Here is a 15997-nt window from a genome sequence, read left to right on the forward strand (position 1 = left end):
CCGGACGGCCCACCCCTCGTGGTGACGGCCCGCCGTCGCGCCGATGGTCGAGGGAGAACCGCCCGCGACGGAACCGCCCGGCGCGGGAGCAGCGAGAAGAGCGGGGTACGCCATGAGCGAGCAGCCGTCGCAGTCCCACCCGACCCGGGATCCCGATGCCAGTCCCCAGGAGTCGCCCGTGTGGGACCCGTCCCACCAGGGCACGGGGTACCACATGGCCGGACCGGGCGGTGGCCACCCGGCGGGTGAGGCCGGCTGGGCGGCCGGCGGGGTCGTCTTCGCGGGTGTGCTGATGCTGGTGAACGGCCTCCTCGCCGTTTTCCAGGGCATCGCCGCGATCGCCGAGGACGACGTGTACACCCGGATCGGCGACTACGTCTACAAGATCAACCTCACCGGGTGGGGCTGGATCCTGCTGATCGTGGGCGTCGTGGCGGCCGTCACGGGTTGGGGCCTGCTCAAGGGCGCCGCCTGGGCCCGCGCCGCCGGCATCGCGCTGGCCGCGCTGAGCCTGGTCCTCCAGTTCCTGTTCCTGCCGTACGCCCCGCTCTGGTCGATCATCCTGATCGCGATCGACGTCTTCGTGATCTGGGCGCTGGCCGTGTACCGGCCGACGGGCGCGGCGGGGACGAGGGTCCGTCCCGTCTGAGCCGTACGACCCGCCCACGCTTACAAAGAACCCGTTGCAAAGAGAGCCTTGCAACGGGTTCTTTGCATGACTACGGTTGAAGCATGACGGAACCCGGCACGACGGAACCCGAGGGCTCGCGGGTCCGCCCACTCGACGCCCGCCTCCTGCGCGGGCTCGCCCACCCGCTGCGCATGCGGCTGCTGAACGCCCTGCGCCACGGAGGCCCGGCCACCGCCTCTCAACTTGCTGCGAAACTGGGCGAGTCGAGCGGCGCCACCAGCTACCACCTCCGCCAGCTCGCCGCCCACGGCTTCATCGAGGACGCCCCCGAGCAGGGTAAGGGCCGGGAGCGCTGGTGGCAGGCCGCCCACCAGGGGGTCAGCTTCGACGACGCCCTGCTCACGGACGCCGACCCCGATGTGCGGGGGGCCGCCGACCTGTACCTGCACGAGGTCGCGACCACCCAGACCCGCGACCTGTCGACCTGGCTCGGCAACCGTCACGCCTGGCCCGAGGAGTGGCGCAGCACCTGGGACATGAGCAGCGCGACGCTACGGCTGACGCCCGAACTCACCCGCGAACTCGTCGAGAAGATGCACGCGCTCGTCGACACCTACCGCGACCGCGTCACCGACGAGGACGACGCCACGGACACCGCCCACGTACGCATCCATACCCACGCGTTCCCCTTCACCACGGAATGAGAGGCCGCAGTCCGATGCACTCGTACACCCACCTCGCCCCGCACCGCCTCCGTGTCGCCGAACTGCGCGCCGAGGCCGATGCCCACCGCCTCGCCATGGCGGCCCGGCGGCCCCGGGACCTGCGTACCCGCCTCGGCTGGGCCCTCGTGGAGGTCGGCCTGCGGCTGACCACCCCGCCGAGGACGGCCGCGGCCGTCGCCTGAGACCGGCGGAACCGCACCTGGCCCTACGCTTCGTACCCCCACGCGCGGGCGAACTCGGCCAGCCGGGGTGGGAGGTCGGTGTCCGGGGTGGCGGTGCGGGCGGGCTGGATGCGGCCCGACTTGATGGCGCTGCTCCAGTCGCCGAGCTGCGGGCGGAACGTGCCGTGGTCGTTGCGCCCGTAGTCGAGCATCCCGCTCTCCCAGGGCACGCCCAGGAAGGCGCACAGGCCCCGGGTGACGCGCTCCGGCTCCGCGGTGAGCTCCTCGTACGTGATCACGTGGGCGCCGTCGAGGCGTTGCCGGGCCTCCTCCAGCTTCTCGCAGTAGCCGAGCACCTCGGCGAGGATGGCCTCCCGGTCCGGATCGGTACGGCGACTGGTCAGGGACGCGACGATCGCGCCCGGGTGCCGCAGCAGCAGCACGAACCGCGCGTTCGGCCAACATCGGTGCAGCCTGGGCCAGATGAGACTGTTGGGCGGGGTCTTGTCGACGATGACGTCCTTGCCGCTGCGGGTCAGCTCCAGGTGCAGCACCCGGTCCCACAGCACGTGCTCCAACTCCGCCTTGTCCAGCTCCAGTTCCTTCATGGCGGCGGCGGTGAACCCGCGCGTCAGCTGGACGTGCAGCGTCCGCAGGTGCATCTCGTGCGGGGCGCGGACGCGGCTGTGGCTGTTGAGCAGCACCCGCAGCAGCGTCGACCCCGAGCGCACGGAGGACAGCACGAACACCGGTGACTCCACCAGCCGCGCGGCCCGCGGGGCGACGTAGCCGTCACCGCCGTCCGCCTCCGGCCGCGGCGCCGGTACGGTGCTCCCCGCGCGCCGCGGCGGGCTCACCGCCTGCGCCACGAGCCTCCCCCGGCGCTTCAGCCCCTTGCTTATCGCGGTCAGACGCGGGTCTCGCACGACGACACCTTCCTCCCTGGCTCCGGCTCCGCATCCCAGGTGCCCCAAGCGGACAACACGTGTCCCGCAGGCGAACAACGAGAGCCGGAAACGCCGCCAGGGAGGGCCTGAGCTGGGCATTTACCGATTTCTTAAGTGTTGCTGTGAGTTGCTGTCAGTTGCCCGTCACACCCCCGGTGGCGAGGCCTCAGTCGGTGCCCGGCTGCTCCGGCGGTGTCACCCGCACCGCCTTCCTCCGCAGCCACGGCAACGGCGGCACCGCGGATCCCATGTACGGCGTGATCCGCACCTCGAAGTGCAGGTGGGGACCGGTGACGTTGCCCGTGGCGCCCGCGAGTCCTAGGCGCTGCCCCGCCCCCACCCGCTCGCCCTTGCGGACGTCGGTGCGGGAGAGGTGGGCGTACTGCGTGAAGTACCCGTCGGCGTGGCGGACCACGACCTGGTTCCCGAAGCCGTCGCCGCACGTCGTCACGCGGACGACGCCCGGACCGACGGCGTACACCGGAGTGCCGGCGGGCACGGCGAAGTCCTGGCCGGTGTGCCGGTGGGCCCAGCGGGAGCCCTTGTCGGCGTAGCCGGCGGAGAGCCAGTAGCCGCGGGTCGGTGCGGTCCACTCCGCACGGTCGCCTTCCTCCTTGCCGCCCTTCTCCTTCTCCCGGTCCCGGTCCCGGTCCCGGTCCCGGTCGCGCTCGGGCGTCCGGTCGGGGGCGGGGGCGGGGTCCGGGACGGCGCAGTGTCCGGCCCGGCCCGCCGGGTCGACGGCGACCGGGTCGCCGTTGTCGTGCGCCGCCGGTCCCAGCAGGTCCCACAGATCGTCGCGGAGGGTCTTGCGGCGGCTTTCGGCGGCCTTGACCTTCGTGGTGCCGGCGTCCGTCCGCCGGAGCCGGTCGACCCGTTCGCGGGCCTGCTCGTGGTCGTGCACGACCCGGGCGGCCCGCTCGCGGACGCCGTCGCTCCCGGCGTCGGCGGGCATCGCGGCGAGCGCGACCAGGGCGGCGGCCAGCAGCACGGCCAGGACGGCGGCCCCGGCGGGGACGCCGACCGTCGTCCCGGCGGGGCTGCCGGGGACGCCGGGGACGCCGGCCGTCGTATCGGCATCGGCCCGGAGGCGGGCTGCCGTATCGGCAGGGGCACGGTCCGCGGACACGGTCGTCACCTCGGCCACGGCGTCGGCCGTCGCCCCGGTCACGGCATCGGTGGTCGCCCCGGTCACGGCATCGGTGGTCGCCGCGCACCCGGAATCGGTCGTGTCGTCGAGGCACGGGGGGAGGGGGTGCGCGGGGTCTTCTCGTCGCATCTTGGGATCATCGGACCGACGCTCGCCGACGGTCCGTCAGACGCGCCGCGCCCTCAGCCGAACGGCCCACCCACCAGGGCCCGGTACACCTCCGACGACCGGGGATTCTCCCGGCACTGCCACACCCCGTGCGGGCAGTAGTCGGTGATGCTCTGGTAGAGCGGCCGGTGCCGGGCGAACCAATTGAGCATCCCGCGCACGTAGTCGGGGTTGTCGCCGTTGCGGTACAGCCCCCACTCCGGGTACGCGATCGGCTTGCCGTGCTCGGCGGCGAACCGCACGTGCGCCGCGAGCCCGTACGGCTCGGCGACCTGCCCCGCGAAGGACATGCCCGCGGGCTGGTCGTAGGCGTCCATGCCGATGATGTCGACGTACGCGTCACCGGGGTAGCACGCGGTCCACGGGATGGCGTCGCGCCCCCGGTTGGGCGCGAACTCGAACCGGAACCGCTCCCCGTCCACGGCTCGCATGGCCCGGACGATCCGCGCCCAGTACCGCTTCCAGGCGGCCGGGTCGGGGCCGCAGCGGTGCGTGTAGGACACGCCGTTCATCTCCCAGCCGAGGACGAGCACCGTGTCGGCCAGCCCGAGCGAGACGAGCCGTCGCCCCAGCACCCGGAAGTGCCCGTCGTAGGCGCCGCCCGCGCCCTTCGCCAGCTCGTGCCGCACGACGGAGTCGGGCAGCCGCGCCTCGTTCCGCTCCAGCATCGGGACGTTCAGCACGAACATCCTCTCGGGACGCGCCCCGCGCCATCGCGCCCAGTGCTCCAGATGGCCGGGCTCCCCCTCGATACGGTGCCACCGGTCCCCGGGCAGGTAGGCCCGGCCGACCACCGGAGTGGCCTTCCCCACCCACGCGCCGAGCCTCGCGATCCGCGGCACCGCGGCCGCGTCGTACCCGACGTACGCCCCGAAGGCGGTCCCGTCCCCCGCCGCCGCCCTCGCCCGGCCGTCCGTCGTGCCGCCCCCGACGGGCACACAGGCCGCACCCGCGAGGAGCAGCACGAGGGCCGCCGCAACGAGCCGGAGCGCACGCGTGAGTGGGCGCGGTGAAGAGCGCGGCGGGCGCGGCGAAGAGCGCCGGAGGCGCGGCGAAGGGCGCGGGAGGCGCGACAGAGAGCGCGGGGAAGCGTGTGGGAGAACGCTGGGGAAAGCGCGCGGGAAAGCGCGGGGGAAAGCGCGCGGGAGCCGTAACACCGGCCCAGCATGCCGGTCAGCGCCCCACCCGGCGGCCGACTCGCCCCACGGGCCACCCGGACCGGGGACGCGGTTCGGACGTGCGTGCGAGCACGTTTCGGCGGGCGGCGAAGCGTCGGGCACCTAGCGTTCCCGGCATGAGCACAGCAGCAGTCGGAGGGGACGTCGTCGCCGGGCGGCACGTGGCCCTCTCCCCGAGCATCCTGTACTTCGGCACGCCCGTGGCCCTGCTGGCCACCGAGAACGCCGACGGCACGCCCAACCTCGCCCCCGTCTCCTCGGCGTGGGCGCTCGGGTACACCGTCGTGCTCGGGGTGGGCCGGGAGAGCCGTACGGCCGAGAACCTGGCCGCGCGGCCGGAGGTGGTGATCAACCTGCCGGGGCCGGGACTGTGGCGGCAGGTCGAGGCGCTCGCCCCGCTCACCGGCGCCGATCCGGTGCCGGAGGTCAAGCGGGCGGTGTACCGGCACGAGGGCGACAAGTTCGCGGCCGCGGGACTCACCCCGCAGCCCGCCGAGACGGTACGGCCGCCCAGGGTCGCCGAGTGCCCGCTCCAACTGGAGGCGGTCGTACGGGCGATGACGCCGGGCGGGGCGGACGGGCACTTCTGGACGGTCGAGTGCGAGGTGCTGCGCGTGCACGCCGACGCCTCCGTCGTCGTCCCCGGCACCCAGCACATCGACCCGTCGGCGTGGAGCCCGCTCATCTACAACTTCCGCCACTACCACGGCCTCACCCCCGAACTCGGCCACGGCTTCCGGTCCGAGACGCCGAGGGAACGGGACCGCGACCCGGACCGGGAAGGGGAGCGGGCCTGATCAACGCCCGTTTATTCACAGGTTGGTTGGCGGCGGACATGTCAGGATGAGGGTCCCTGTACGTGATCCGTCGACCCGGGGGAGTCAACGACGTCATGAGCACCACCGCCGACGGCTACGACCGGCCGCCCTACCGCACGCCCCCCGCCGCCCCGGCGCTGGTGCCCGGGCCCGTCGCCTGGGTGCTGGACGTACTCCTGCCGTGGCGGCTGGCCCGGCGGATCTACGGCCCGTTCCACGCCTTCCGGTTCGACGCCGCCGCGGCCATCGGTCTCGCCGCGCCGGGGCAGCCCGTCGTCACCACCCTCGCCGGGCAGGCGGCCGACCCGCTCATCGAGCGGCTGCTGCTGCCCAGGGCGCTGCTCGGGCTCGGCGTCCTGTTCTTCGTCATCCACCTGTTCACCGGCGGAGGCTTCTTCGACTCCGTCGAGCAGGCCATGACCGACAGCATCCTGATGCTGGCCACCGGGCCGGTCGCCCTGCTCGTGGCGTGCGTCCCGCTCATCGCCCTGGCCCGCCCCGGCGCCCGCGCCACCGTGGCCCGGCTGTGCCTGCGCCCGCTGCTGACCGCTTCCATCACCGCCGGCTTCTGCGCCCTGTTCGTGGTCTGGATGCTGAACGGCTACGACTACGAACCCGAGCAGATGGCCTGGTACGTCCTGCTGCTGGTCTTCCTCCCCTGGCTGATGGTGTTCTTCGGCTCGGTGCTCTACCTCATCCACCGCAACTCCTTCAGCGTCGGCGGGCACCCCCTCGTCCGCCCCCTGGCCGCGGTCCCGCTGGTGTGGCTGACGGCCATCGCGCACTCCGCCCTCGTCGACTCCGTGGAGGCCTACCCGGGGTCGCACCCGACGCCGTCCTACTACGTGGCCCTGTTCACGGGCCCGGTCGGCGTCACCGTGACCGCCGTGGTCGAGATCGTCCTGCTGCGCCGCCGCCACGGGGTCGGCTTCCGGGGCCCGCTGCCGCACTGGCGGCCCCCGCCGCCCCCGCCGCCCACCCTGCCCCCGGCCCTCGTCGAACGCCTGCGCACGGACGTCAACCTCGGCCACGCGCAGTTCTGGCAGCGGTACACGGACCGCAACGGCGTCGTCTGGGGCGCCTCCCCGCTCTTCCACGACGGCCATCCGGTGCTGTGGCCCTTCGTCTTCACCTTCACCGCTGAGGCCCGGCCGGCGACCTTGCCGGAGGCGCGGCGCATGGCGGGCCCGCTGCGGCCCCGGTAGGGGAACCGGGAACCGGCCTCCACCGGGTGCCGCGGGGGCACCGGCCGTCGTCGGCCGCCGTCAATGGACTTTCACGGGGAACGCAACGTTCGGGACGGATGAGTCGTCTGTGTTCCCGGGACGTATTCCTCCGTGTGGGGAGGTTCCCGTCGTCCGGCGGTGACCGACGCCGAACGATCCGAGCACGGTGTACGGGGTGGACGGCCGAGCGGAGGGCGAGTGCCGGTGAGCGGTACGGGAAGGCGTCGGCGCACACCGCCCGGCGGGACCGGCGGGACCGGCGGGTCCGGCACGGGCAGGGGAACGGGCGCGGGCGCGGGCAGGAGCCGGGGCAGGGGGAAGACCCGGCTGACGCGGCGCGGCCGGGTCCTGGCGTGGGGCGCGGGGGTGACCTCGGTGGTCGTCCTCGCGGTCGGCGGGGTCGGCGCGTGGATATACCAGGACCTCAACGACAACATCAGCGCCGCCGACGTGGACGACAAGCTGGGCGGCGACCGGCCCGAGAACCTCAGTCCGGGCTCGCAGAACATCCTGGTCGTGGGCTCCGACAGCCGGGACGGCGCCAACGCGAAGTACGGCAAGGACCTGACCACCATGCAGTCGGACACGCTGATGGTGCTGCACGTCCCCGCCGACCGGAAGTGGGCCGCGGTCGTGTCGTTCCCGCGCGACTCCTACGTGGAGATACCCGCCTGCGACATGGGCGACGGCCGGACGTCCACCCCGCACAAGGGGAAGATCAACGAGGCGTTCGCGATCGGTGGCGCCAGCGGTGAGGTCGCCGGGGCCGCCGCGTGCAGCATCAAGACCGTCGAGGCCCACACGGGTCTGCGCATCGACCACTTCATGTCCGTCGACTTCTCCGGCTTCAAGGGCATGGTCGACGCCCTCGGCGGCATCGAGGTCTGCCCCGAGCAGGCCATCACCTCCGACAAGGCCCGCCTGGACCTGGACGCCGGCTGCCAGACCGTCGACGGCGAGACCGCCCTCGGCTACGTCCGGGTCCGCTACGGCGTCGGCGACGGCTCCGACATCGGACGCATCGGCCGCCAGCAGGAGTTCATGAACGCCCTGGTGAAGAAGGCCAAGTCCAAGCTGACCAGCCCCAACGCGCTGTACGGGTTCCTCCGGTCCGCGACCGAGTCGCTGACCACCGACCCGGACCTGGCCGGCATCCAGCCGATCTACGCCCTCGCCAACGAGCTCAAGGGCATACCCACCGACCGGCTGTCCTTCCTCACCGTGCCCAACTACCCGCGGGAGGCGGACGTCCCGACGGACAAGGCCAACGTCGTCTGGCAGTACCCGCAGGCCGCCGATCTGTTCACCTCCCTGGCCAAGGACGAGGAGACGACCAAGACGCAGTTGCAGACGGCCGTGAAGGACCTCGTGTACGCCTCCGCCGTCCGCGTCCGGGTCCTCAACGGCACCGGGATCGGCGGACGCGCCGCCGCCGTCGCCGAGAAGCTGCGCGCGGCCGGCTTCACCGTCACCGGGACGGGCAACGCGCCCGAGCCGGCGAGCGAGACCACCGTCGGTTACCCGGCGGGCCTGGAGCGGCAGGCCGCCGTCCTCTCCTCGCGCCTGCCCGTCCCGGGGGTGCCCTCGGCCGCGTCGGCGGAGGCGGACGCGGACGTGGTCACGCTCGTCGTCGGTCCCGACCTGGACGTCGACGAACTCGGCTGAACGGTACGGGGGGTGGTGGGGTGACGGGTGGTGTGACGGGTGGTGCGGCTGTGGTTTGCGTGACGGCCGGAGTGCTGTAGAGTTGATCACGAGCTGGTCGCCACAACAACAGCGGCGAAACGGTTCTGCGTTGGTGGTCCAAGGAAAGACGTCCCGCTTCCTGCGGGGAGATGCAGGTGCAAGGCCTGCCCGGCGCTCCAGCGCGAGGCCCATTCCGTGTCACACGGAATGGGCCTCGTTCGTTTGTGCCGGCTCCCGGCTGACATCGGGGCCGTCCGGGCCGTCCCGTCCGGGCTGGGCCGTCCGGGCCGTGCGGCCCGGACGGTGGCGCGGGTGGGGCGGGGTCGGTCAGGTCGCGTTGGCGTTCGAGCGGCCGAAGAACTCGATCTCCGCGATGGAGACCTGCTTGCTGTCCGAGGCGGCGTAGGCCGACTCGATGGTGAAGCGGACCTTGATCACCTCACCGACGCGGAACCCGCGGCGCTGGCCGCCGGCGCTCTGGTCGAGCGTGAGCTCCCTCGTCGTGGTCGTGCCGTCCTTCAGGGTGATCGTCGCCTTGATGCGGTGCGGCAGGGCCGACTCGGACAGCTGCTCGGCGCGGGTCGAGACGCCCGGGGTGATGATCAGGTCCAGCAGGCGGGTCGGCTCGGAGAAGCGGGCCTCGATCCACTCGCCCTCGCCGGACTGGGCGACACCGGGGCCCCACCAACTGTTGTTGATCTTGTCGAAGGCCAGCTCCGGCTTGTGGCCGGGGTACGAGCGGGAGGCGGCGATCGTGTCCGGGGCGACCGGGGCCCGCTTGGCGAAGTGGTCGCGGGTGGCCTGGATCCAGTCCGGCGTGTTGACCCCGACCCAGATCAGCAGGCTGAGGACGGCCGCGGTCACCACCCACGTCACGATCCGGTCGAAGGTGCGGCGCAGCCGGGGGCGCTCGCCCGCCCACGGCGTCTCGCGGTTGCGCCAGTCCACCAGGCGGCGCCACCACGACCGGCGCTCGAACGAGTGGTCCTCCCGGGTCATCGGCATCGCGCAGCGGGTGCAGTAGTGCCGGTCGGGGCGGTTGGGCGTGGAGCACCAGGGGCACGGGAGCCCGTTCGCGTCGCCCAGCTCGGGGCCCACGGCGCGCACCTGCGGCCGCTCCGCGACCGGCCGGCCCGGCAGCACCGGCACGACGGTCGGCGGCGGGGTGGGCCGGTCCTCCGGGTCCGCCACCGGGACGAGGAGGGAACGCGCCCGGGCCGTCATGGTGTCGTCCGGGGCGGACGCGGACGCGGAGGAGGAAGTGGAGGAGGAAGTGGAGGCGGCGGCAGCGGCGGGGACCGGTTCGGTGGGGGCCGTGTCGTCGGCGGCCGGGGCCGACGGCCGGCCGGCCTCGCCGTGCGCCGGGGTGTGCTCGTCCGGCGGCAGGGCCGGGAGCGGGGTCTCCGTGGTGTCGTCGTCGTCCGCCGTCGCGGACGCGTCCGGCGTCCGGGAGGTGTCGGGGGCGCCGGCGGTGGCCACGGCGGCCGCCGGGCGGGCGGCGGCCGTCTCCGGCTCGGCCGGGGCCGACTGGCGGCGGGCCTCCGGCGCCGGCTCGGCCGCGGTGCGGGCCGGGGAGCGGTCCGTCCAGCTCAGTACGGCTCCGCAGCCGTCGCAGAAGGACTGGCCCGGCTCCGCCCGGGTGCCGCACTCGGCGCAGTTCTGGGTGGTCATCTCTCCGGGATCCTTTCGGCGGCGGTCAGGGCAGGGGTCACCTTGACCGTGTAGGGCATGTGGGCGGGCCGGGCGGCGGCCACGAGGGCGTCCAGCCGGTGCTCGTCCGCCGGGCCGGGGTCGGACAGACGGAGCGTGACGTGCAGATGGGGGCGGGACTCGCCGGGGAACGAGCCCAGGGGGCGGGCGCTCCAGGCGGCGCCGCCGCTCTCGGAGATCTCCGGCTCCACCCCGAAGGCCAGGCGGATCGCCTCCGCCAGCCCGCGCCGGGTGCCCCGGACCCGGTGCAGGTGGGTGGCGGCCGCGACCGCGGCCCGCAGCCTCGGCTCCGGCTCGGTGCCGTCGGTCTCGGCGCCGACCCAGCCGGCCAGCCACCGGGTGAAGTCGACGGGGGCGAGCGCCGGGTCGAAGTAGGAGGGCAGGCAGTCGAGGACGTTGAGGATCGGCGCGATGACGTCGTCGAGGCCGCCGACGAACCGCTGCGCGAGGTCGTCGTCGGCGAAGACGGCCGGCAGCATCGCCCCGATCGGCGCGGACGAGCCGAGCCCGTCCACCGAGCCCCTCATGCGCCGTCCCCGATCACGCGGACCCGGTGGTCGTAGGAGAACACCAGGGCGGGCGCCGACAGGTCGATGCGGTCGGTGGCGTCGCCCCGCTTGCCGGTCAGCGGGTCGGCGGGGTGCAGGGTGACCTGGTCGACCAGTTCGACGCCGGGGACGCGCTGGAGGACCGCGAAGACCTCGCCGGACTGCACGGGACGGCCGAACGGCCAGCCCTTGCCGTCGGCGCCGCCGGTCAGCGGGTCGAGGTGGCGGTAGAGGGCGTCGTGGGCCTGGCGCCGCACCCGGTCGGTGTCGACGCCGCGGAAGGCGTGCACGGTGGCGACGACGGTGACGCCCTGGTAGTAGGGCGGGCCGACCGCCAGTCGCGTCCCGATCAGACGGCGTTCGTCGAGGTGGCGGGTGATGCGGTCGAGCAGGGCGTCGCCGGGCACGAGCTGCTCGAAGCGGAGCCGGCCGCCGGGGTCGGGGACGGCCTGCGGGACCACCAGGACCCGTACCGCGTAGGAGCCGTGCTCGTCCGGGCTGCCCTCCAGGCAGGTGATGCGCGCGGTCTCGGGGGCGGCGCGGCGGGCCAGCTCCTCGTAGTCGCGCAGGGTGACGGCCCGTTCCTGGGCGCGCAGCGTGATCGGGGCGCGGACCTTCGCCTCCTCGACCGTCTCGCCGTCGACCCCGCCGCGCGCGGCCTCCCGGTTGACGACCTCGGAGACGTACGGGACGGAGGTGCGCAGGACCTGGACGGCGCCCCGGGCCACGTTGCCCGAGCGGCCGCCGCCGGTGCGGTAGCGGCGGGCGCGGACGACGGCGCCCTTGGGGGCGACGGCGCCGTACTGGCGCAGGGTGCCGTCGGGTTCGCGGACGGACGGCCCGAAGGTGATCTCGCCGGTGGCGGCGTCGAGGGTGATGTGCCGGTCCTGCGGCCCGGAGGCGGCGAAGTGGGGGACGACCCGCCAGTCCACCCAGCCCTCGTGCTCGGCGGTCTGGAGCAGCAGCGGCGGGTCGTCGCCGACGACGGGGGTGTGGGCGAGGCGCAGGCGCTGGCCGGGCAGGCCCGTCGACTCGCCGAGCGCCTCGTCGTACACCGTCTCGGCGTGCACGGCGGGCGCGGTGCCGCCGACCGTGAAGGCCTCCGCGGAGCGGACGGTGGGGGAGGTGGTGTAGAAGGGCTGGTTGGTGAGGGGCTCGGTGACGCGGCAGCGCAGCCAGCCGGCCTCCTGGCCGCCGGAGCGGGACAGCACGTGCCCGCCGGGGACGTGCAGGACGACCTCGCCGGGGCGGTTGAGGCCGCCGGTGCCGTCGCGGTCGACCTCGCACTCCTGCCAGCCGTCCTCCGTCCACGCCTCCCACACCAGGGGCGGCTGGCGCGGGTCGACGCCGACGCCGTCCACGCGGCTGTCCAGCTCCAGCACCACCGCGCAGTGCGGTACGGCGGCGCTGAGGCCGAGCAGCATGCAGTCACCGGGGTTCGGGGACTCGGCGAAGCAGAAGACGTCCTTGCCCTCGGCGAGGTCGGTGGTGCGGTCGGTGACCGGTTCCCCCTTGTGCTGCACCACGACGTGGCCCAACGAGCAGGGCACCACGCTCAGTTCGCGCTCCGTGGCGAAGACGACGGACTCCTCGCTCTCGGTGCGCACGGTGGCGACCTCGGTGCCCAGCGGCAGCAGCACGGTCTCCTCCTGGGGGGCGGAGAGCCAGAAGGTGACGTCCGTGCGGGCGGCCGAGGGCGGGAAGAGGGTGATGCCGACGAGGTCCAGGAAGGCCAGGTGGTTCTTGTCCGGCACGCGGTTGAGCCGGTAGACGATCTGGTCGGCCATGTGGGCCACGGTCTCGACGAGGGTGACGCCGGGGTCGGAGACGTTGTGGTCGGTCCACTCCGGGGCGCGCTGCTGGATGTAGCGCTTGGCGTCGTCGACGAACTGCTGGAAGCGGCGGTCGTCGAGGTTGGGCGAGGGCAGGGCCATCAGCGGTCGCTTTCGGAAGCCGTACCCGTGGAGCCCGGCAGGTCCGGCTCGTCGTGGGACGGGATGACGTAGAAGGGGAAGACGAGGCTGCGCGGGTTGTTGGTGCCGCGGATGGAGTAGCGGACGTCGATGAAGAGCACGCCCTGCTGCGTACCGGCGGTGACCTCGACGTCGTGGACCTCGATGCGCGGCTCCCAGCGGTCGAGGCTGACGTACACCTCGTGCTGGATGCGGCCGGCGGTGGCCTCGTTGACCGGCGCGAACACCAGGTCGTGGATGGCGCAGCCGAACTCCGGGCGCATCGGCCGCTCACCCGGCGCGGTGGACAGCACCAGCCGGACGGCCTCCTCGATCTCGCGTTCCCCGCTGACCAGGGCGATGCCTCCGGTGGGCCCGATCCGGAGCGGGAACGCCCACCCGGACCCGACGAACTGTTCGGCCATCAGAGGGCCACCTGCCTTCTCCTTCTGCTGACGGACCCGGTCATGCCGGGAGCGGATACTTGACGTTGTTGACGAACACCGCGCCCTGGAGCAGCAGCGTGGCGGCGCGGATGCCGACGTTCGCCACGGAGTTGACCTGGAGGGTGGCACCGGAGGAGATCAGTGTGGCGCCCACCGCCTTGAGGTTGAGGGCGCCCATCGCGTCCACCGTCACCGCGCCCGCGAGGGACTTGAGGTTGACCAAGCCCTGGCCCTGGAGGGTGAGCGGTCCACCGCTCTTGATCGTCACCGATCGGCGTCCGTTCAGCGTGAGGTCCGTGCCCGCGTTCACCGACACCGACCGGCTGCCCTTGATGCTGACCGATCCCTTGCTGTCGACGGTGATCTCCGTCTGCACCCGGTCCAGGTTGATGACGAGTTTGCCGTCGCCGCTGGTCACCCGGACGCCCTGCTTGCCGCCGGTGCGCTGGCTGAGCAGGTCGACGCGGTTGCCGGTGCGGTCGGACAGGGTGTGCCGGGAGGCGCGTCCCCGCATGCCGTCGTGCAGGGGCACGTCCTTGACCGGGGTCGGGTTGTCCTTGCCGTTGTAGAGGCCGGCGATGACGTACGGGTGGTCCAGGGCGCCCCGGTCGAAGGCGACGAGCACCTCGTCGCCGACGTCCATCGGGAAGATCGAGCCGCCGCCCTTGCCGCCCCACTGCGCCACGCGGGTCCAGTCGCTGATGTAGGTGTCGTCCAGCCAGGGGAACTGGAGCTTGACCCGGCCCTTCTTGAGCGGGTCCTGCACGTCGGTGACGAGGGCGTTGACCACGCCGGGCAGCCGCAGGCCGTTGTCCGCCCCGTTGCCGCCGCCGGAGGTGAGGCCGTAGAGGGAGCGCCACTGGCGTCCGCTGACGGTCACCCAGGTCTCGTAGTGCTTGCCGTCGCCGAAGACGTGGCGCACGGACGTGGGCGTGTACTTGCCCTCGAAGGGGAAGCCGACGTCGGACAGGGTGACGGGGATGCCGGGGCGGAGCTTGGGGCCGCCGTGGACGACGACCTCCATCTCGGTGAAGGAGGAGGTGACGTCGGCGGCGAGGGAGTCGGCGGCGAACTTCACCTCGGACTGCTGGTCGTAGGGGATCTGCGGGTCGACGAGTTTGGCGGCCTTGAACTTGCCGGCCGCCTCACCGGGCGTGGTGCCGATGGTGAAGCCGGTGTTGGTCGTCGCCTTCGCGGTGGCGGTCAGCGCCTTCTTGGTGGTGACGTTCCAGCCGCGGGTCTCGACGGTGCCGACCTGTTCGGCGGCGGTGACCGCGGAGCGCAGCCGCAGGATGTCGATGCCGGCCTTCAGCTCGAACGGGTTCTTCCCCGAGGAGCTGACGGGCGGGGCGCCGGACGCCGGGTCGGGCTTGACGAACTGGAACTTGCCCTTGTTGTCGACGGACATCACCATCTCGTTCTCGTCGGCGAGGCGCGCGAGGAAGTCCCAGTCGGTGACGTTGGCCTGGCTGATGAACTCGTACACCGTCTTCGTCGACTCGACCCGGCCGATGGGGACGCCGTCCAGGGCGGCCAGCTTGCGGGCGATGTCGGAGGCGGACTGGTTGCGGTAGGCGGCGACCCGGCGCTGGCGCATCAGACGGTGGCCGTGGTCGTAGCCGCGGATGATGGTGAAGGTGCCGGTGCCCTCGTAGTCGCTCTCCAGACCGCACACCTCGCCCGTCAGCAGGGGGTCGCCGGCCCCCTTGCCGTCGGCGATGGGCGTGATCACCACCTCGGTGCCGAACGTCGCGTTGAGCTTGCCCAGGAGCAGCCGGCCCGGGTCGCGGAAGGTGAGCCGGAACGCCGCCGGGACGCCGAGGCCCTGGTCGACCCAGCCGTCCACGAGCATCGGCTCCAGGTCGGAGGGCAGGGGGCTGCCGCCGATGGTGACCTTGATGACGCTGGAGTAGGCGATCTGCACCATCAGTGCCGCACCTCCTCGGCGGCGGGGAGGACGAGTTCGGTGCCGGTCGGCAGGTGGCCGGGGTTGTCGATGCCGTTGGTCTCGGCGATCGCCCGCCAGGCGCTGGCGTCGCCGTACTCGCGCCAGGCCAGGGACTGGAGGGAGTCGCCGGCCACGACCCGGTGCACGCGCTGCGCGGTCAGGGCGCCCGACGTGGGGTTCTGCCCCTTGGTCTTGCTGGGGATCTCGTGCAGGCTGACCTGGCAGGTGGCCCGGATGGGCATGCCCGTCGTCCCGAAGAGGGAGTAACTCACCTCGACACTGCGCACGTAGGCGGTGAAGCGCGCGGTGGAGAAGGAGCCCCACTGGAAGATCACCCAGGGCGGGGAGGGCTGCTTGGCGGCGATGGACTTGGTGGTGACCTCGCAGCATTCGAGCAGCGACTCGACCTGCTTCATCACGTCGTTGCTGTCCGGGTCGTCCGAGCGGTCGAGGAAGACCTCCACGCTCATCTCGCGGGGCTCGGGGCCCATGAACTCCGGGACGACGCCGTCGCGGACCGCCGGGGTGGGCGTCGACTTCCACTGGGACTGGCGGGACAGCGTCAGCTGCGAGGGGTTGAACTCGAGCTCGAACTGTTTGATCAGCCCGCCCGGCGTGGTGCTGGTGCCCACCGGCGGTTCGTGAATGGCGAGGGTGGCGTGGACCAGGCTCTTGCCGGCGCCGCCCCTGCTGGATTTGGCCATGC

At 72.9% G+C, this 15997-nt stretch carries 15 protein-coding genes; 6 read left to right on the forward strand and 9 right to left on the reverse strand.

Features of this window, described 5'->3' with window-relative positions; translation table 11 throughout:
- Positions 1 to 112: 112 nt before the first annotated feature.
- The 3 genes from ACFYWQ_RS25250 (at position 113) to ACFYWQ_RS25260 (ending at position 1538) form a co-directional block, all read left to right on the forward strand.
- Positions 113 to 649 carry a hypothetical protein gene (locus tag ACFYWQ_RS25250; protein WP_389519123.1) on the forward strand — a complete coding sequence of 179 codons (537 nt, stop codon included), beginning with the start codon at positions 113 to 115 and terminating at the stop codon, positions 647 to 649.
- 83 nt (positions 650 to 732) lie between these two features.
- Complete coding sequence (locus ACFYWQ_RS25255) at positions 733 to 1335, forward strand: ArsR/SmtB family transcription factor (RefSeq protein WP_389519124.1); 603 nt, start codon at positions 733 to 735, stop codon at positions 1333 to 1335.
- 14 nt (positions 1336 to 1349) lie between these two features.
- The gene (locus ACFYWQ_RS25260) at positions 1350 to 1538 is read left to right on the forward strand and encodes a hypothetical protein (protein WP_389519125.1); all 189 of its coding nucleotides are present in this window, start codon (positions 1350 to 1352) and stop codon (positions 1536 to 1538) included.
- A 23-nt stretch (positions 1539 to 1561) separates the two neighbouring features.
- Here the strand turns inward: ACFYWQ_RS25260 and ACFYWQ_RS25265 are convergent, their stop codons facing one another.
- The 3 genes from ACFYWQ_RS25265 to ACFYWQ_RS25275 all read right to left on the reverse strand — a co-directional run bounded on the left by ACFYWQ_RS25265 (position 1562) and on the right by ACFYWQ_RS25275 (position 4744).
- Positions 1562 to 2443 (reverse strand): sulfotransferase family protein, encoded by an 882-nt coding sequence (locus tag ACFYWQ_RS25265; protein ID WP_389519126.1) that lies wholly within the window; start codon positions 2441 to 2443, stop codon positions 1562 to 1564.
- A gap of 187 nt (positions 2444 to 2630) precedes the next feature.
- Positions 2631 to 3740: a M23 family metallopeptidase gene (locus ACFYWQ_RS25270; protein ID WP_389519127.1), complete on the reverse strand. Its 1110-nt coding sequence runs from the start codon at positions 3738 to 3740 to the stop codon at positions 2631 to 2633.
- Between the two features lie 53 nt (positions 3741 to 3793).
- The gene (locus tag ACFYWQ_RS25275) at positions 3794 to 4744 is read right to left on the reverse strand and encodes a glycoside hydrolase family 26 protein (RefSeq protein ID WP_389519128.1); all 951 of its coding nucleotides are present in this window, start codon (positions 4742 to 4744) and stop codon (positions 3794 to 3796) included.
- Positions 4745 to 5073: 329 nt separating this feature from the next.
- Between ACFYWQ_RS25275 and ACFYWQ_RS25280 the strand changes: the two genes are divergently transcribed.
- From ACFYWQ_RS25280 to ACFYWQ_RS25290, 3 genes are all read left to right on the forward strand, one after another.
- Positions 5074 to 5754, forward strand: a complete 681-nt coding sequence (locus tag ACFYWQ_RS25280) for a flavin reductase family protein (RefSeq protein ID WP_389519129.1) — start codon at positions 5074 to 5076, stop codon at positions 5752 to 5754.
- Positions 5755 to 5849: 95 nt separating this feature from the next.
- Complete coding sequence (locus ACFYWQ_RS25285; protein WP_389519130.1) at positions 5850 to 6980, forward strand: hypothetical protein; 1131 nt, start codon at positions 5850 to 5852, stop codon at positions 6978 to 6980.
- Positions 6981 to 7367: 387 nt separating this feature from the next.
- Complete coding sequence (locus tag ACFYWQ_RS25290; RefSeq protein ID WP_389519131.1) at positions 7368 to 8666, forward strand: LCP family protein; 1299 nt, start codon at positions 7368 to 7370, stop codon at positions 8664 to 8666.
- A gap of 348 nt (positions 8667 to 9014) precedes the next feature.
- Here the strand turns inward: ACFYWQ_RS25290 and ACFYWQ_RS25295 are convergent, their stop codons facing one another.
- From ACFYWQ_RS25295 to ACFYWQ_RS25320, 6 genes are read right to left on the reverse strand one after another with little or no spacing between them, the layout of a single operon-like run.
- Positions 9015 to 10358, reverse strand: coding sequence for an NADase-type glycan-binding domain-containing protein (locus tag ACFYWQ_RS25295; protein WP_389519132.1), 1344 nt, complete (start codon positions 10356 to 10358; stop codon positions 9015 to 9017).
- Complete coding sequence (locus ACFYWQ_RS25300; protein WP_389519133.1) at positions 10355 to 10924, reverse strand: phage tail protein; 570 nt, start codon at positions 10922 to 10924, stop codon at positions 10355 to 10357. The genes ACFYWQ_RS25295 and ACFYWQ_RS25300 overlap by 4 nt, the downstream gene beginning before the upstream one ends.
- A complete protein-coding gene (locus ACFYWQ_RS25305) occupies positions 10921 to 12879 on the reverse strand; it encodes a putative baseplate assembly protein (protein WP_389519134.1) in 1959 nt (652 codons plus the stop codon). The genes ACFYWQ_RS25300 and ACFYWQ_RS25305 overlap by 4 nt, the downstream gene beginning before the upstream one ends.
- The gene (locus ACFYWQ_RS25310) at positions 12879 to 13322 is read right to left on the reverse strand and encodes a GPW/gp25 family protein (RefSeq protein ID WP_389519135.1); all 444 of its coding nucleotides are present in this window, start codon (positions 13320 to 13322) and stop codon (positions 12879 to 12881) included. Before ACFYWQ_RS25310 ends, ACFYWQ_RS25305 begins: the two co-directional genes overlap by 1 nt.
- A gap of 40 nt (positions 13323 to 13362) precedes the next feature.
- Positions 13363 to 15270, reverse strand: a complete 1908-nt coding sequence (locus ACFYWQ_RS25315) for a VgrG-related protein (protein ID WP_389519136.1) — start codon at positions 15268 to 15270, stop codon at positions 13363 to 13365.
- A complete protein-coding gene (locus tag ACFYWQ_RS25320; RefSeq protein ID WP_389519137.1) occupies positions 15270 to 15995 on the reverse strand; it encodes a LysM peptidoglycan-binding domain-containing protein in 726 nt (241 codons plus the stop codon). The genes ACFYWQ_RS25315 and ACFYWQ_RS25320 overlap by 1 nt, the downstream gene beginning before the upstream one ends.
- Positions 15996 to 15997 lie beyond the last annotated feature (2 nt).

This window comes from Streptomyces sp. NPDC003247, assembly GCF_042888135.1.
GTDB lineage: Bacteria > Actinomycetota > Actinomycetes > Streptomycetales > Streptomycetaceae > Streptomyces.

Bases quoted from the DNA above. Each gene is read 5' to 3' on its own strand.
- ACFYWQ_RS25315 (WP_389519136.1), bottom strand. From the start codon at position 15,270: ATGGTGCAGATCGCCTACTCCAGCGTCATCAAGGTCACCATCGGCGGC.
- ACFYWQ_RS25320 (WP_389519137.1), bottom strand. From the start codon at position 15,995: ATGGCCAAATCCAGCAGGGGCGGCGCCGGCAAGAGCCTGGTCCACGCC.
- ACFYWQ_RS25285 (WP_389519130.1), top strand. From the start codon at position 5,850: ATGAGCACCACCGCCGACGGCTACGACCGGCCGCCCTACCGCACGCCC.
- ACFYWQ_RS25270 (WP_389519127.1), bottom strand. From the start codon at position 3,740: ATGCGACGAGAAGACCCCGCGCACCCCCTCCCCCCGTGCCTCGACGAC.
- ACFYWQ_RS25310 (WP_389519135.1), bottom strand. From the start codon at position 13,322: ATGGCCGAACAGTTCGTCGGGTCCGGGTGGGCGTTCCCGCTCCGGATC.
- ACFYWQ_RS25250 (WP_389519123.1), top strand. From the start codon at position 113: ATGAGCGAGCAGCCGTCGCAGTCCCACCCGACCCGGGATCCCGATGCC.
- ACFYWQ_RS25305 (WP_389519134.1), bottom strand. From the start codon at position 12,879: ATGGCCCTGCCCTCGCCCAACCTCGACGACCGCCGCTTCCAGCAGTTC.
- ACFYWQ_RS25300 (WP_389519133.1), bottom strand. From the start codon at position 10,924: ATGAGGGGCTCGGTGGACGGGCTCGGCTCGTCCGCGCCGATCGGGGCG.
- ACFYWQ_RS25260 (WP_389519125.1), top strand. From the start codon at position 1,350: ATGCACTCGTACACCCACCTCGCCCCGCACCGCCTCCGTGTCGCCGAA.
- ACFYWQ_RS25255 (WP_389519124.1), top strand. From the start codon at position 733: ATGACGGAACCCGGCACGACGGAACCCGAGGGCTCGCGGGTCCGCCCA.
- ACFYWQ_RS25295 (WP_389519132.1), bottom strand. From the start codon at position 10,358: ATGACCACCCAGAACTGCGCCGAGTGCGGCACCCGGGCGGAGCCGGGC.
- ACFYWQ_RS25280 (WP_389519129.1), top strand. From the start codon at position 5,074: ATGAGCACAGCAGCAGTCGGAGGGGACGTCGTCGCCGGGCGGCACGTG.